At 68.2% G+C, this 13,104-nt stretch carries 16 protein-coding genes; 7 read left to right on the top strand and 9 right to left on the bottom strand.

Going from position 1 to position 13,104, the window contains the following annotated elements; all coding sequences use genetic code 11:
• The first annotated feature begins 77 nt into the window (after positions 1 to 77).
• Both KQ910_RS12950 and KQ910_RS12955 read left to right on the top strand, forming a co-directional pair.
• Complete coding sequence (locus KQ910_RS12950; protein WP_216960624.1) at positions 78 to 596, top strand: YidB family protein; 519 nt, start codon at positions 78 to 80, stop codon at positions 594 to 596.
• Between the two features lie 12 nt (positions 597 to 608).
• Entirely contained in the window at positions 609 to 869 is a 261-nt protein-coding gene (locus KQ910_RS12955; RefSeq protein ID WP_216960626.1) for a GlsB/YeaQ/YmgE family stress response membrane protein, read from the top strand.
• A gap of 9 nt (positions 870 to 878) precedes the next feature.
• Here the strand turns inward: KQ910_RS12955 and KQ910_RS12960 are convergent, their stop codons facing one another.
• From KQ910_RS12960 to KQ910_RS12970, 3 genes are read right to left on the bottom strand one after another with little or no spacing between them, the layout of a single operon-like run.
• Positions 879 to 1,166, bottom strand: a complete 288-nt coding sequence (locus tag KQ910_RS12960) for a TehB family protein (protein WP_216960628.1) — start codon at positions 1,164 to 1,166, stop codon at positions 879 to 881.
• On the bottom strand, positions 1,163 to 1,870 hold the full coding sequence (locus KQ910_RS12965) for an alternative oxidase (protein ID WP_229600395.1): 708 nt from the start codon (positions 1,868 to 1,870) through the stop codon (positions 1,163 to 1,165). The genes KQ910_RS12960 and KQ910_RS12965 overlap by 4 nt, the downstream gene beginning before the upstream one ends.
• A 14-nt stretch (positions 1,871 to 1,884) precedes the next feature.
• Positions 1,885 to 2,283 (bottom strand): group III truncated hemoglobin, encoded by a 399-nt coding sequence (locus KQ910_RS12970; protein ID WP_229600396.1) that lies wholly within the window; start codon positions 2,281 to 2,283, stop codon positions 1,885 to 1,887.
• 114 nt (positions 2,284 to 2,397) lie between these two features.
• Here KQ910_RS12970 and KQ910_RS12975 point away from each other — a divergent pair, with 114 nt between their 5' ends.
• From KQ910_RS12975 to KQ910_RS12985, 3 genes are all read left to right on the top strand, one after another.
• Positions 2,398 to 2,823 carry an Rrf2 family transcriptional regulator gene (locus KQ910_RS12975; RefSeq protein ID WP_216960631.1) on the top strand — a complete coding sequence of 142 codons (426 nt, stop codon included), beginning with the start codon at positions 2,398 to 2,400 and terminating at the stop codon, positions 2,821 to 2,823.
• Positions 2,824 to 2,854: 31 nt separating this feature from the next.
• Positions 2,855 to 3,322 (top strand): hypothetical protein, encoded by a 468-nt coding sequence (locus tag KQ910_RS12980; RefSeq protein ID WP_216960633.1) that lies wholly within the window; start codon positions 2,855 to 2,857, stop codon positions 3,320 to 3,322.
• Between the two features lie 127 nt (positions 3,323 to 3,449).
• On the top strand, positions 3,450 to 3,920 hold the full coding sequence (locus KQ910_RS12985; protein ID WP_216960635.1) for a hypothetical protein: 471 nt from the start codon (positions 3,450 to 3,452) through the stop codon (positions 3,918 to 3,920).
• Positions 3,921 to 3,960: 40 nt separating this feature from the next.
• On the opposite strand, the gene KQ910_RS12990 is transcribed toward KQ910_RS12985, so the two are convergent.
• Positions 3,961 to 5,004, bottom strand: coding sequence for an AraC family transcriptional regulator (locus tag KQ910_RS12990; protein ID WP_216960636.1), 1,044 nt, complete (start codon positions 5,002 to 5,004; stop codon positions 3,961 to 3,963).
• A 122-nt stretch (positions 5,005 to 5,126) separates the two neighbouring features.
• On the opposite strand from KQ910_RS12990, the gene KQ910_RS12995 reads away from it, so the two are divergent.
• Complete coding sequence (locus KQ910_RS12995; protein WP_216960638.1) at positions 5,127 to 5,939, top strand: hypothetical protein; 813 nt, start codon at positions 5,127 to 5,129, stop codon at positions 5,937 to 5,939.
• 148 nt (positions 5,940 to 6,087) lie between these two features.
• On the opposite strand, the gene KQ910_RS13000 is transcribed toward KQ910_RS12995, so the two are convergent.
• The 5 genes from KQ910_RS13000 to paoA form a co-directional block, all read right to left on the bottom strand.
• Positions 6,088 to 6,399: a hypothetical protein gene (locus KQ910_RS13000; protein WP_216960641.1), complete on the bottom strand. Its 312-nt coding sequence runs from the start codon at positions 6,397 to 6,399 to the stop codon at positions 6,088 to 6,090.
• A 105-nt stretch (positions 6,400 to 6,504) separates the two neighbouring features.
• Positions 6,505 to 8,178, bottom strand: coding sequence for a B12-binding domain-containing radical SAM protein (locus KQ910_RS13005; protein WP_216960643.1), 1,674 nt, complete (start codon positions 8,176 to 8,178; stop codon positions 6,505 to 6,507).
• A 161-nt stretch (positions 8,179 to 8,339) separates the two neighbouring features.
• Positions 8,340 to 10,568 (bottom strand): aldehyde oxidoreductase molybdenum-binding subunit PaoC, encoded by a 2,229-nt coding sequence (gene paoC, locus KQ910_RS13010; RefSeq protein ID WP_216960645.1) that lies wholly within the window; start codon positions 10,566 to 10,568, stop codon positions 8,340 to 8,342.
• A gap of 3 nt (positions 10,569 to 10,571) precedes the next feature.
• Entirely contained in the window at positions 10,572 to 11,522 is a 951-nt protein-coding gene (locus KQ910_RS13015; protein ID WP_216960647.1) for an FAD binding domain-containing protein, read from the bottom strand.
• The gene (gene paoA / locus KQ910_RS13020) at positions 11,519 to 12,181 is read right to left on the bottom strand and encodes an aldehyde dehydrogenase iron-sulfur subunit PaoA (protein WP_216960649.1); all 663 of its coding nucleotides are present in this window, start codon (positions 12,179 to 12,181) and stop codon (positions 11,519 to 11,521) included. Before paoA ends, KQ910_RS13015 begins: the two co-directional genes overlap by 4 nt.
• A gap of 206 nt (positions 12,182 to 12,387) precedes the next feature.
• On the opposite strand from paoA, the gene KQ910_RS13025 reads away from it, so the two are divergent.
• Positions 12,388 to 13,089 carry a CBS domain-containing protein gene (locus KQ910_RS13025; RefSeq protein ID WP_216960651.1) on the top strand — a complete coding sequence of 234 codons (702 nt, stop codon included), beginning with the start codon at positions 12,388 to 12,390 and terminating at the stop codon, positions 13,087 to 13,089.
• The last annotated feature ends 15 nt before the right edge of the window (positions 13,090 to 13,104 follow it).

Genomic DNA, 13,104 nt, shown 5'->3' on the forward strand with positions numbered 1-13,104 from the left:
GGCATTCTCAGCGCCTAGCCTCGCAACGAAGCGCCACTGGCCGCGTTCTGCCGGTCCAACAAAGCAGGAGGCGTGTCGTGGGGTTGCTCGACGTCTTGACGGGAATGCGCAACGGTCCGCGCGGTGGCGGGGGCGGCATGTCGCCGATCACCATGGCCCTGCTGGGCCTGCTTGCCTACAAGGCGGTGAAGGGCTTCAGCGCGACCAAACCCGCAGGGCCGGGCATGGCGCCGGCTGGCGGTGGGCTGGGCGACATCCTGAAGGATGCGTTCGGCAATGCCGGCCAGGGCGGCCTCGGATCGATCCTCAATGGCGGGCTGGGCGATCTGCTGAAGCAGTTCCAGGGCGCGGGCAAGTCGGAGGTCGCCGACTCGTGGGTCGGCCGCGACGAGAACAAGCCGATCGGTCCGGGCGATCTCAGCCGCATCCTGACGCCCGAGCAGATCGAGTTCCTGAGCGAACGCACGGGGCTCACGCGCGAGCAACTGCTCGCCGGCCTGGCGGCGCAACTGCCGGCGGCGGTCGACGAGCTGACGCCGCAGGGCCGCCTGCCGGCGCCCGACGAGTTCGACCGTCCCGCCGGCAAGACTGCCTGACGGGGCTTCGCCATGGGCATTCTCTGGATCGTCGTCATCGGCTTCGTCGCGGGCATCGTTGCCCGTCTCGTCTCGCCCGTTCCCAACAAGCCGGCGGGTTTCCTGCTGACCACCCTGCTGGGTATCGGCGGCGCCTTCGTCGCGACCTTCCTCGGTCAGGCCGTGGGCTGGTATCGAGCCGAGCAGGGCGCAGGCTTCGTTGCCGCAACGCTCGGGGCGCTGCTTGTCCTGTTCATCTGGAACCGCTTCGCGGTGCGTCGTCCCGCGCGATGAGTCCGCTTCTCAGTCCGGTTCGACCGGATCCAGTGCGGGCTCGCGGTCGTAGAAATCGATCTGCATGCGCAGCTTGGACAGCGGCTCGACGCGATGCGTCTGCTGCGGTTGCACAAGGCCCGGCCGATCGGGCGTGAGGATCGTCTCGGTGCCGCTTTCGGCGAGAACGAACTTCAGTTCGCCCTCGAGCACGCGGATCACGCCCCACACGCCGTCCTTGGTGCGATGCTCCCGCTTCAGCGCCTCGGGCAGCGTCGTCTCGTCGAAGACGGGCGTCGAGCGGTAGGGCCCGATCATGCCGCCAGCCTGATCTCGTCGGCATGCTCGGGGTAGGGCGCCGTCGCCGTCGCGGCGGGGCGGCCGGCCAGCACGTCGGCGAAGCCGTGGTTGACGTCGCGGTGATGGGCTTCGTCGGCCCGCACCACCAGCACCACGTCGCGCAGGGTGGCGTCGTCCGGCAGCTTCCAGTAGTGCCGCGCGATGGCCGGCGCCGCCACGTTGGCCGCGCGGCCCTCGTCCAGCTCGGCGAGGAAGTGCGTGTAGCTGATAACCGCCTCCTCCTCGAAGTAACCGACGACGCGGTGCGCCGTGCGCGCGCTCACCAGATAGAGCGCGAAGAAGGCGAGGTAGAACACCCATTGCACGCCCAGGATCACGCAACGCTCGAACAGCGTGGGCTTCGCCACCTCGATGAAGGTCATGAGATGCATGCGCTCGTTCTCGGCCTCTTCCATGAGCGTGCGGATCCAGCCCTGGTCGTCGCACATGTTCCTGAGGCAGCGCAGGTGGGTGAGGGTCGCGCCGACCATGCCCGGCACCGCCGCCACGGTCTCCAGCACGATGGCGCGATGGCCGTAGCGCTTCGCGAAGAAGGTGTCGGCGCAGAAGCGCAGGGTCTTGGTGAAGCCGTAGGCCAGCCGGTCGCCGAAGCCGCGCGCCTTGTGGTGCATGCCGAGATCGACTTCGGGAATCTGGACGGGGTTCCGGGCGGCGATGGTCATGACACTCTCCTTGCTCAGCGTATGTTCGCGAGCGCCCGGCTTCCGAGCGCCAGTTTGAAGTTCTCGGCGATGCGGCTGGCCTTCGCCTGCATCGAGACCGCGACCGCGGGCGGCATCTCCGCCTCGGTGGCCTCGCGCCACAGCGCAAGCCAGCGGTCGAACATCGCCGGCGTGATCCGGTCGCGGTGCCGCAGGTGCGCGGCCATCGGCATGCCCTTGTAGCGGCCGCTGCCCAGCATCAGGGACGACCAGAAGGCGGCGAGTTTGCCGAGATGATCGGGCCAGTCGTGGATGGCGTCGTTGAACAGCGGGCCGATCATGTCGTCGGCGCGGACGGCGGCGTAGAAGCGATCCACGAGACGGGCCAGGCCCGCTTCGTCCACACAGTCGATCTCACCGTCCAGGCCGTCCATCGCCCGCTCCATTAATCATGTATCTTGCGTGCATGTATGGCAATCCTATAAACATGTAAATCCAATACATGTATTGTGAACGCCCATTCTCCAACGTGTCGCAGGACCCGACCGATGCGCCTGACCCGCTACACCGACTACGCGCTGCGCGTGCTGACCTATCTCGGCGCCCAGCCCGATCGGGTCTGCTCGATCGCCGAGATCGCGCGCGCCTACGGAATCTCGCAGAACCATCTGATGAAGGTGGCGCACGATCTTGGGAAGGCAGGCTACATCGAGGGCGTGCGCGGCCGTGCGGGCGGCATCCGTCTCGCCCGGCCGGCCGACCGCATCGGCATCGGTGCCGTGGTCCGCCAGACCGAGGAGGGGTTCGAGCTGGTCGAGTGTGGCGCCTGCGCGATCGCCCCGGCCTGCGAACTGACCGGCGTGCTGGACGAGGCGCTCGCCGCCTTCATGGCGGTGCTCGACTGCTACACATTGAGTGACCTCGTGAAGCGCCCGGCGAAACTGATGCGGCTCCTTGCAGCGGAAGCCCCTTGAATAGCCGCTACAATTGCGTAGCCTGTGCCAAATGTTGCGTCGGAATAACGTCCTGCTGCTTTTCGGCACCCTGCTCCTTGCGGTCGCGGTGTTCCTGCGGCCGGACGCCGTCAGCGCGCAACCCTGCCATCCCCACATGCACGCCGCGAGCGAGGCGCCTCCCGCCGCGCCGCTGGCTGAGGCCGAGGCAACTTCGCCGGCCCTGCGCGCGCCGGCCCACGCGCACATGACACTCGTGTCGAACGCCTTCGACAATGCCCCCGCCGTTTCCGGCGAAGTCCAGCTACACGCCGCACCTTTCGTCTCGATGGCCGACTGGAGCTGCTGTGGCGCGGGCTGCAAGAATGCGCGATGCGTGGGCGGCAAGAGCATGAGCGTTGCCACATTGTCCGTAGTGTCGGTCCCGGGCGGCGAGGCGCCACCGTTCGCCGTCGACGCCGGGCCTCTCGTCGGACGCACCCCGCAAGGGCCAAGGAAACCCCCCAGATCCTTCGTCTGAATCGTCCCGCGTGCGCCCGCGCACGCCCAGCGAATCACGATGAAGGATCACAATCATGTCTATCTCTTCAGCCGTCGCGCTTGCGGCGGCCCTGTCGCCGCATCCTCGTCCTGCGGAGCGGTGAGCCATGCCTCTTCACTGGACCATCGATTCACAGAAAGCCCTGTTCCACGTGATAGCTGAGGGATTCGTCGACAAGGCCGACGCGGACCGGATGATCGACGTCATGGTCGCCTCGGACATCCTGCATTACCGCAAGCTGTTCGACGGCAGTGCCGGCGACACCCGGTTGAGCCCGATGGATGTCTTCACCATCGGCGTACGCCTGCGCGAATTGCATGCGACCGGCCCGATGGGCCCGCTGGCGGTCGTCGTGCCCGAAGACAAGTACGTGCTGCTGTCGCGCGTGCTGGGCATGCTGGCCGTCGCGAAACGCCCGATGAGGATCTTCAACGATCCCGCGAAGGCGCGCGCATGGATGGAATCCGCCGCCATCCGCGCGAGCACGCCCGTGCCAGTGTCCGTCGTGGACGAGGGCGCCTCGCGCGAGAGTGACGAGGGCACCGGCCACCCGGAGGAGCGCCCGTCGCCATCGTGACACGCGCGCTCCGGGATCGCCGGTCGCCGGCGTTATGGAGTCAATCGAGGCTGGGCGTGGCTCGCCCGCTTTCGGCGTCGCGCCACTGCGAGGGGGCGCTGCCCGCACGGCTTCGAAAGGCGCGGGTGAACGCGGCAGCGTCGCTGTAGGAGAGCAGCGACGCGATGTCCCGCACCGGGAGGTCGGTGGCGGCGAGCAGTTGTCGTGCCACCTGGAGCTTGACCCGTTGCAGCTCGAAGCGCGCGGTTGTGCCGAAGACTGCCAGATGGCGGTTGAGCGAACGGTGGCTGAAGCCGGCCAGCCGTGCCAGTCGTTCCACGCTGGCATCGCCGATAAGGATCGCCGTCACGCACGCGCGACGGACCCGCAATGGCAGATCGACCGGATGAGCCTTGGCCATCTCCACCAGCGCCTCGACGCGCGGACCGCTGCGCTCGCGCACCGGCCGGGACAGCCAGCGCCGCTCGAAGGCCAGCGCATTGTGGTCGGCGTCGAAGCGCACCGGCGCCCGGAAGATGCGTCGGTAGGGCTGCGGATTGGCCGGAGCGCGGCGGGCGAGTTGCACTTCCCGCGGCCGCCAGCCGGGACCGCAGAGTTCCCGTACGAGATTGTGGCACGCCATCATCGTGAGATCGGCGACCTCCGCGCCACCCGCCGCCAGTTCCCCCAGGGGCACCGTGCCGAAGATGGCCGTGTCGCCGGCGGTGGAGAGGTTCGGCACGGTGGCCCGGTCGTGCAGGTGGAGCGCCAGGAGCAGCCCGCGCAGCGCCGCGCCCGCGGTCAGGGCCTGCCGCGCCAGAGAGCCGATCGCGCCGAGAGTCTCCAGTCCGATGGAGGCGCCCACGAGAAGGCCGAGATGGGGGCAGGCCGTGCGCTGCGCACAGGCGGCCAGCAGCCGGCCTCCGACCTCGATCGAAACCGCTGTTTCGGGACTGTCCACGAGATCGGCCGGCAGCCCCAGCTCCGTGCAGATGTCTTCGAAGGAGTGGCCGAAGTCCGCCACGACCCGTGGCAGGGCGCCGAGCGGCGCCGCGCGCAGCATGCCTTCCTGCAGGATGGGAAAGCCGGTGAGATCGTTGATCATGGGTCTTTGCCCGTCAGCCCGTCGCGTGCCGCCTTCGCGAGGCTTTATTGCAGCGGTGGCGCAAAAGGACAAGTCCCCGGAGGAGGCGAGCGGATAGTCTTGGCGGCCCTTGGAAAGGACCGATGATGGCGAGAAAGTTCAACATTTTGCGTGCGTTATTCGCAGGTGCCGCGCTGGCAACCGCGGTGGCTTCTGCCCCCACCTCGCACGCCATCGCGCAAACCGCAGCTGCGCCGCCGCCATCAACCGCCTTGACGGGGCCCTGCGAGGTCCGGGCGCTGAATTGGCGCGGCAGGGCCTTCTACGAAGTCCTGTTCATGAACCGCGTTCCCGGCGGGCCGGCCGGTAGCGGCAATTACTTCAACTCGATCGGGAGCCCGCTCGAAGCGCCCGGCGATGTGACGGATGCGCGCTTCCGGGAACTGAACGCCGACACGCTGCGGCGTGAGTATGGCGGCGACGGGGTCTTCTTCAACGGGCCGCGGCGTTTCGTGGCGAACGGCGTCACCGGCATTGCCTACAACAACTGCGCGCCGCGGGTGATGAACTCGATCACCTTCTATCTGTATGGCACCTTCGAAGTTCCCAATCTGGAGGCATTCGTTACCACCGCGCCGCCGGCCTATCGGCCGCTGGTTTCCAAGCGCACCAATACCTTCATATTCAATGCCGGCGAGAAGGTGCACGAGCTGATCACGCCCGAGGGCGAGGTCTACACGATGTTCAGCCTCTCCCTGAAAGTGGACCCCCAAAACTCCATCGAGAGGCTTGCAACCCTTGGGGAGCGCCTGACCTTGCCGGCGGGATGGCGGTACCGGGTCCGAACGCTGGACCGGGAACTGACCCTGTCGTCCAGCTACGACGCCAACCCGCCCAACACCATTGTTCTTGACCAGTTCGAGGGCAACTATCAGCACAACCCCGGCCAGCGATAGTGGCCTGCGTGCCGCGCGGCCGACCAAGGCGATGAGGGAAGAGCTGAAGAAGAAGCGCGACTGACGTGGCGCCCCCAAAAAATACCCGCGCCGCATCGCCTCGGTGAGGCGGGCGGGCGGGGCTGTGTTCGTCGAGCCGTCGCGGCTGCTACATGCACTGCGCCTGGAGGTTCATGGCCGTCTCGAGGCTCTTCATGACCTTGGGCGTCATCTCCGGCGAGGCGGGCGTGCCGCCCTTGGCCATCACGGCGTTCGTCGTGGTCATCGCCTGGATCACGTCGCCGCGATCCGCGCCGGTGACCTTGCTCGACATGCACGTGCAGATCTTTTCGGACTCCGGGCCCGGCGTGCCAATCTTGCACTGAGCCATGAAATCGTCGCCGGCCGCGGTCGCGATGAAGCCGGCCGACAGCGCGATGGCCACCGCGATGGCGCGGAAGCCTGTTCCCAAAATACGCATTGATTGTCCCGTGATGGCCGGTGCCGGAAGCGGCGCCGCGCGCCGTGACCTGCTCACAGGCGGCGCGCTGGCTCAAGCGGGAAAGGCGGCGCCCGGCCTGCGGCGTCAGGCCACGAACCGGTCCCGCACATGCCCGTCTGCGCGGGGCGTGCCTGTTTCCCGTGACGTCGCGGGCGAGCGCCACCTGTCGCTGTCGATCTCGGCGATCTGCCGCGCCATCTCGCGCGACACGACGCGCGAGAAGGGACCGAGATGGAGGTAGAAGGCGGCCATCGTGCCGACCGCCTGCAACGCACCGGGATTGGTGCGCCGGCAGTCGAGCAACGCTTTGACGTAATGGCCAATCAGCAGCGGCTGGCGTCGCATCACCGCGCGCAGGAGACGGTAGAGCGCGGTCCAGTCGCCGCGCCCGAGGCCAAGCACGCGCCGGGGCGGCTTCGATCCCGGCACCGGCTTCCTCGCTGGCCAGAAGCAGTCGAGCTGGCGCGCCGCGCGGCTCACCCGCCCGAAGAAGGCGCTCGGACTGTAGATGCGATCGATCACGCTCTTGTAGTCGGCCAGCACGTCGCGCCGCTGCCGCAGGGTCTCGAAGTTGAGCCCCAGAAGGCACTGGTCGCCGCCTTCGCGCAGCTTCTTCTGACTCCAGTCCTCGGGGAACATGCGGTTCTCGCGCTCGAGGCGCCGGGTGAGCTGCGTGTTCGGCAGCGCGGTCAGCAGCCCCGCCATGCAGATCGCAATGTTGGCGTCCTCGATGCAGTCGACCATGCCGTCTGCGATGCCTGCCTTCTCGCTGTCGAAGCCCACGATGAATCCCGCGATCACGAACATGCCATGGCGATGGATCCGGGCGACGCTGTCGGCGAGCGCACGACGGGTATTCTGTTTCTTCTGCATCGCCGTCAGCGTGTCGCCGTCGGGACTTTCGATGCCCACGAACACCACGAAGAAGCCGGCTTCGCGCATCATCGCCAGAAGTGCCTCGTCGTCGGCAAGGTTCACGGAGGCCTCTGTCGAGAAGACGAACGGATAATCGTGTTTCTTCTGCCATGCGATGAGCGCGGGCAGGAATTCCTTCACGGCCTTCTTGTTGCCGATGAAATTGTCGTCGACGAAATCGACGTGGCCGCGATAGCCGCTGCGGCGGATGGCGTCGAGTTCGGCCAGCATCTGCGCCGCGGTCTTCACGCGCGGCCGGCGGCCATAGAGCTCGATGATGTCGCAGAACTCGCAGTTGAACGGGCAGCCGCGCGAGAACTGGACGGCGAGGTAGAGATAGTCGCCGCGCTTCAGCAGGTCATAGCGCGGCACCGGAGTCGTGGTGACGTCGGTCTTGAACTTCTCGGCGGTGAAGGTGCCGCAGCGCTCGCCGGATTCCCATGCAGCGATGAAATCGTGGATGACGGACTCGGCCTCGCCGATCACGACGAAGTCCGCATGGGCATAGTATTTCGGCTCAGAGGTGACGTCGGGACCGCCCACGGCCACCGGCTTGCCGCTGGCCTGCGCCAGTGCGATCACATCCATGCAATCCGGCCGTTGCACGACCATCCCGCCCGTCATGACCAGATCGGCCCAGGCGAGGTCCGCCGCGCCGACGGCGTGGATATTCCGGTCTATCAGCCGGCACGTCCATCCGGGCGGCAGCATGGCCGCAACCGTCAACAGCCCGAGCGGGATCGCCGAATGGCGCGCGCCACCCGCTTCGCAGGTCGCCTTGTTGTTCCAGAATGTCGCCGCCGGAAACCGTGGCGCCACGAGGAGAACGTTGCAGCGTGTCATGCGATCCGATCACCCAGATCGGGCTGCCGATCGAGCGGAAGCCCATGACGCTATCGGCCACCCTATTGCGCCGAATTGTGGCTGCAGCAGGGCTGGCCGCGTGCTTTGGCGTCTGACACGGCGCAAGGCGGCGCTGCGGGAATGCCATGGTTCGTGCGGCGTCATCCGGGAGGGACCCCGACATGCGAAACCGGTGCCGGCATCTCCTTCAGCAGTTTGTCGAGGGTGATCGGATAGTCGCGCACGCGGACACCGGTGGCGTTGTGGATGGCGTTGGCGATGGCGGCGGCGGCGCCGCAGATGCCGAGTTCACCCACGCCCTTGGCCTTCATCGGCGAGGACAGCGGATCGGTCTCGTCGAGGAAGATCACCTCCTGGTGCGGGATGTCGGCATGGACCGGCACCTCGTAAGCCGCGAGGTCGTGATTGACGAAGAAGCCGTGCCGCGTGTCGACCGCCAGCTCCTCCATCAGCGCCGCGCCCGCGCCCATGGTCATGGCGCCGATCACCTGGCTGCGCGCGGATTTCGGATTGAGGATGCGGCCGGCGGCGCAGACCGCCAGCATGCGCCGGAGCCGCACCTCGGCCGTCGCCGCATCGACGCCGACCTCGACGAAATGCCCGCCGAAGGTCGAAAGCTGATACTTCTTGTCGAGACCGCCGAACTCGATCGTGTCCTCGGCCGCCAGCTCACCATCCCGGGCCGCCTCGACGAGGGCGATGCTTCTGTCACCCGAGCGGACCTTGCCGTCGGCGAACTCGGCGGCGGCGGCGTTGAGGCCGAGCTTGCCTGTCACCGCGTCACGCAGCTTGACGCAGGCGGCGTAGACGCCGGCGGTGGCGGAGTTGGCGCCGAACTGCCCGCCCGACCCCGCCGAGACGGGAAAGTTCGAATCGGCAAGCCGCACCACCACCCGGTGCAGCGGGACCCCCATCATCTCGGCCGCGGTCTGCGCGATGATCGTGTAGCTGCCGGTGCCGATGTCGGTCATGTCGGTCTCGACCGTGACGATGCCCTTGGCATCGAGCCGAACGCGCGCCGCTGACTTCACCACCGGCGCGCCGCGATAGGCAGCGGCCATGCCGAGGCCGACCAGCCAGCGCCCGTCGCGCACCTCGCCGGGCCGGGCCTTGCGCCGGGCCCAGCCGAATCGCTCGGCGCCGATGCGCAGGCATTCGGTGAGCTGGCGCTGCGAGAACTTGCGCCCGGGGTGCTCGGGATCGACCTGCGTGTCGTTGCGGATTCGGAACTCGACCGGATCGAGGCCGAGCTTTCCGGCCATCTCGTCCATGGCGATCTCCAGCGCCATCATGCCCGGTGCCTCGCCGGGCGCGCGCATCGAATTGCCTTCGGGCAGGTCGAGTTCGGCCAGCCGCTGCCGCGTCAGGCGATTGGCGCCGGCATAGAGCAGCCGCGTCTGCATGATCGCGGTCTCCGGCTTGCCGCCGGGCAGGTCGCCCGACCAGCTGTCATGGCCGATCGCCAGGAGGGCGCCGTCCGTGTTCGCTCCGAGCCGGATGCGCTGGATCGTGGCCGGCCGATGGGTCGTGTTGTTGAACATCAGGGGCCGGTGCAGCGCCACCTTGACCGGCCGCCGCGCCGCGCGTGCGCCCAGCGCGGCCAGCAGCGCATCGGCGCGCACCCACAGTTTGCCGCCGAAGCCGCCGCCGACATAGGGCGACATGAGGTGGACCTTGTCCTTCGCGATGCCCAACGTCTTGGCCACGTCGCCGACGCTCCAGGCCACCATCTGGTTCGAGGTCCAGAGCGACAGCCTGTCGCCCTGCCACGCGGCGACGGTGGCGTGCGGCTCCATCATCGCGTGCGACTGGTCGGGCGTGGTGTAGGTGGCGTCGACCTGTACGGCTGTGGCGGCGAAGGCGGCGTCGAAATCGCCGACGCGGCTGTCGGCCGGCTCGTCGTCCTTGCCGGAGGGCTTGGCCAAGTCGCGCGCCGCGGCGAGATCGTAGGCCCCTTTGGTCGGAGCATACTCGATCTTCACCAGGGCGGCCGCGTCGCGTGCCTGTTCGAAGCCTTCGGCGACCACCAAGGCGACGGCCTGGTGGTAGTGCTCGATCTCGGGCCCGCCCAGCAGCGTCGCGGTGTTGTACTCGCCCTTGCCGAGCTTGCCGGCGGTCTCGGCCGTCACGATGGCCAGTACGCCCGGTGCCGCCTTCGCCGCGGTGAGGTCCATCGAGGCAATCCGGCCTTTGGCGATAGCGGCACCGACGACATGGCCGTAGGCCGCATCGGGCGCCGCATCGTGACGCTCATAGGCATAGTGCGCTGTCCCGGTGGTCTTGTAGCGACCGTCGATGCGATCGACCGGCTGGCCGACGACCGTGAGGCGGTCGATGGGATTGGTGGTGGCGGGCGTGTCGAACTTCATGGCTCAGCCTCTCGCGTCGGCCAACACGGACGCGAGCGCGCGCTCGGCCAGCGGCAGTTTGAATTCGTTGTGTTCGGTGGGCCTGGCTTCCGCGAACAGCTGGTCCGCGACCGCCTTGGCGCCCTTGGGCATCTCGGCGTCGGCGGCGTCGAGGCGCCACGGCTTGGGCGCCACGCCGCCCAGCGCCACGCGGCCGCTGCCGTCGGGCTGGACGATGGCGGCCACCGAGACCAGTGCAAAGGCGTAGGAGGCGCGGTCGCGCACCTTGCGATAATGCTGCGTGCCGCCAGCCGGCCCGGGCAGCGTCACCGCGGTGATCAACTCGCCGGCCTCCAGCACCGTCTCGACCTCGGGCGTGTCGCCGGGCTGGCGATGCAGCTCCGCGATCGGGATCGTGCGGGTGGCGCCCTGCGGCTTCACCGTCTCGACGCGGGCGTCGAGCGCGCGCATCGCCACCGCCATGTCGCTGGGATGTGTGGCGATGCAGGCCTCGCTGGCGCCGACCACGGCATGCTGGCGGTTGATGCCGCCGATCGCCGAGCAGCCACTGCCGGGTAGGCGTTTGTTGCACGCCATGTTGGTGTCGTAGAAGTAAGGACAGCGCGTGCGCTGGAGCAGGTTGCCCGCCGTCGTCGCGCGATTGCGCAACTGGCCCGACGCGCCGGCCAGCAGCGCGCGCGACAGGACGGCGTAGTCGCGCCGCACCCGCGCATCGGCCGCGAGATCGGTGTTGCGCACCAGCGCGCCGATCCGTAGCCCGCCCTCCGGCGTGGCTTCGATCCGGTCGAGCGCCAGAGCATTCACGTCGATCAGATGGGCTGGCGCCTCGATCTGCAGCTTCATCAGGTCGAGAAGGTTGGTGCCGCCGGCGATGAACTTCGCCCCGGGCCGGCGCGCCGCCGCTGCCGCGGCCTCGGCGGGGGAGTTCGCGCGCTCGTAGGTGAAGGGCTTCATGCCTTGCTCCCGGCGACTTCTGTGATCGCGTCGACGATGTTGGAATAGGCGCCGCAGCGGCAGATGTTGCCGCTCATGCGTTCGCGCAGTTCGGCGCCGGTGAGCTGCGGCCTGGCATTGAGGTCGGCGGTGACGTGGCTCGGGATGCCGGCTTCGATCTCTTCCAGGACGGAGACGGCGGAGCAGATCTGGCCCGGCGTGCAATAGCCGCACTGGTAGCCGTCATGCTTCACGAAGGCGGCCTGCATCGGATGCAGGTTGTCGGGTTGGCCGAGCCCCTCGACCGTGGTGATGGCGGCACCGGGATGCATGACCGCCAGGGTCAGGCAGGAGTTGATGCGGCGGCCGTCAAGCAGCACCGTGCAGGCGCCGCACTGGCCATGGTCGCAGCCCTTCTTCGTTCCGGTGAGGCGCAGCCTCTCGCGCAGCGCGTCGAGGAGGGTGGTGCGAGGGTCGAGCTCGAGGTCGTGGGGCTGGCCATTCACGGTGAAGGAGACCTTGAACGCTGTGACCTTCGCGCCCCTGCTCGGCGTATCGGCGGGCGGCGTGCCGCCGGGCGATTGCGCCCGAGCGCCTGGAACCGTGCCGATCGCCGCCGTGGTCGCGGCCACGGCGATCACGCTGCGGCGGCGCAACTCCTGTTGCGGGGGGCTTGCCATGGCTGGCTCTCCTCTTGAGGGGGGCGCCGGCGATGGGTGGCGCTGCGTCGACCAAACGCTCGGCGTGAGGCGATCGTTGCCCGCAATTCGTGCCGCTTCGGCGCGTGCCACCTGCACGGACCGCGCTTCGGCATTTGACATGGCGCAAGGCGGGTTTCCCTCCGCAGGCCCACATTGACAGGGCGCCATCCCGGAGGGACCCCGACATGCGAGCCAGCGAGATCATGACGACCAACATCGTCAGCGTGAACGTCAAGGACACGGTATTCGACGCTGCCGAGATGCTTCTCGGCGCGCGGGTCAGTGCCGCACCGGTGGTCGACGAAGAGGGGCATGTGCTCGGCATCGTGAGCGAGGCCGATCTCATCCATCGAGCGGAGATTGGGGCCGGGGCCCGCAAGTCTTGGCTTGCCCGCCTTCTAGAGACGAACGCCGGCGCCGCCCGCGAGTTCGTGGCGACGCATGCGCGCAATGTCGCCGACGTGATGACGCGCAACGTCGTCACCGCCTCCGCCGATGCGACCCTGGGCGAACTCGTGGCCCTGATCGAAAAGCACAAGGTGAAGCGTATCCCGGTGGTGCGCGACGGCGTGCTGGTGGGCATCGTCAGCAGGGCCAACCTGCTCGAGGCGCTGCTTTCCCACGAACCCGGCGGTGCTGCGGCGGGCGCCGCGCCCGACGACAAGATGCTGCGCGAGGCGGTGTCCAAGGCCCTGGACGGTCAACCCTGGGCGTCCCGCTGGCCAACCACCGTCGTGGTCAGCGACGGCGTGGTCCATCTCTGGGGCTTCGTCGAGGGAGGCGCGGTGCGCCAGGCTTATCGGGTTGCCGCCGAGAACGTTCCCGGCGTCCGCCGCGTGAAAATCCACCTGCGGACGATGCCGGGCAGTGTGGGTATGGGCACCTGAGGCGCGAGCCGCCGG

The sequence above is a fragment of the Reyranella humidisoli genome (assembly GCF_019039055.1).
Taxonomy (GTDB): domain Bacteria; phylum Pseudomonadota; class Alphaproteobacteria; order Reyranellales; family Reyranellaceae; genus Reyranella; species Reyranella humidisoli.

What these genes read in the sequence shown, in the direction of transcription:
- KQ910_RS12955 (WP_216960626.1), top strand. Translation starts at nt 609, where the DNA reads ATGGGCATTCTCTGGATCGTCGTCATCGGCTTCGTCGCGGGCATCGTT.
- KQ910_RS12960 (WP_216960628.1), bottom strand. Translation starts at nt 1,166, where the DNA reads ATGATCGGGCCCTACCGCTCGACGCCCGTCTTCGACGAGACGACGCTG.
- KQ910_RS12965 (WP_229600395.1), bottom strand. Translation starts at nt 1,870, where the DNA reads ATGACCATCGCCGCCCGGAACCCCGTCCAGATTCCCGAAGTCGATCTC.
- KQ910_RS12970 (WP_229600396.1), bottom strand. Translation starts at nt 2,283, where the DNA reads ATGGACGGCCTGGACGGTGAGATCGACTGTGTGGACGAAGCGGGCCTG.
- KQ910_RS12975 (WP_216960631.1), top strand. Translation starts at nt 2,398, where the DNA reads ATGCGCCTGACCCGCTACACCGACTACGCGCTGCGCGTGCTGACCTAT.
- KQ910_RS12980 (WP_216960633.1), top strand. Translation starts at nt 2,855, where the DNA reads ATGTTGCGTCGGAATAACGTCCTGCTGCTTTTCGGCACCCTGCTCCTT.
- KQ910_RS12985 (WP_216960635.1), top strand. Translation starts at nt 3,450, where the DNA reads ATGCCTCTTCACTGGACCATCGATTCACAGAAAGCCCTGTTCCACGTG.
- KQ910_RS12990 (WP_216960636.1), bottom strand. Translation starts at nt 5,004, where the DNA reads ATGATCAACGATCTCACCGGCTTTCCCATCCTGCAGGAAGGCATGCTG.
- KQ910_RS12995 (WP_216960638.1), top strand. Translation starts at nt 5,127, where the DNA reads ATGATGGCGAGAAAGTTCAACATTTTGCGTGCGTTATTCGCAGGTGCC.
- KQ910_RS13000 (WP_216960641.1), bottom strand. Translation starts at nt 6,399, where the DNA reads ATGCGTATTTTGGGAACAGGCTTCCGCGCCATCGCGGTGGCCATCGCG.
- KQ910_RS13005 (WP_216960643.1), bottom strand. Translation starts at nt 8,178, where the DNA reads ATGACACGCTGCAACGTTCTCCTCGTGGCGCCACGGTTTCCGGCGGCG.
- paoC (WP_216960645.1), bottom strand. Translation starts at nt 10,568, where the DNA reads ATGAAGTTCGACACGCCCGCCACCACCAATCCCATCGACCGCCTCACG.
- KQ910_RS13015 (WP_216960647.1), bottom strand. Translation starts at nt 11,522, where the DNA reads ATGAAGCCCTTCACCTACGAGCGCGCGAACTCCCCCGCCGAGGCCGCG.
- paoA (WP_216960649.1), bottom strand. Translation starts at nt 12,181, where the DNA reads ATGGCAAGCCCCCCGCAACAGGAGTTGCGCCGCCGCAGCGTGATCGCC.
- KQ910_RS13025 (WP_216960651.1), top strand. Translation starts at nt 12,388, where the DNA reads ATGCGAGCCAGCGAGATCATGACGACCAACATCGTCAGCGTGAACGTC.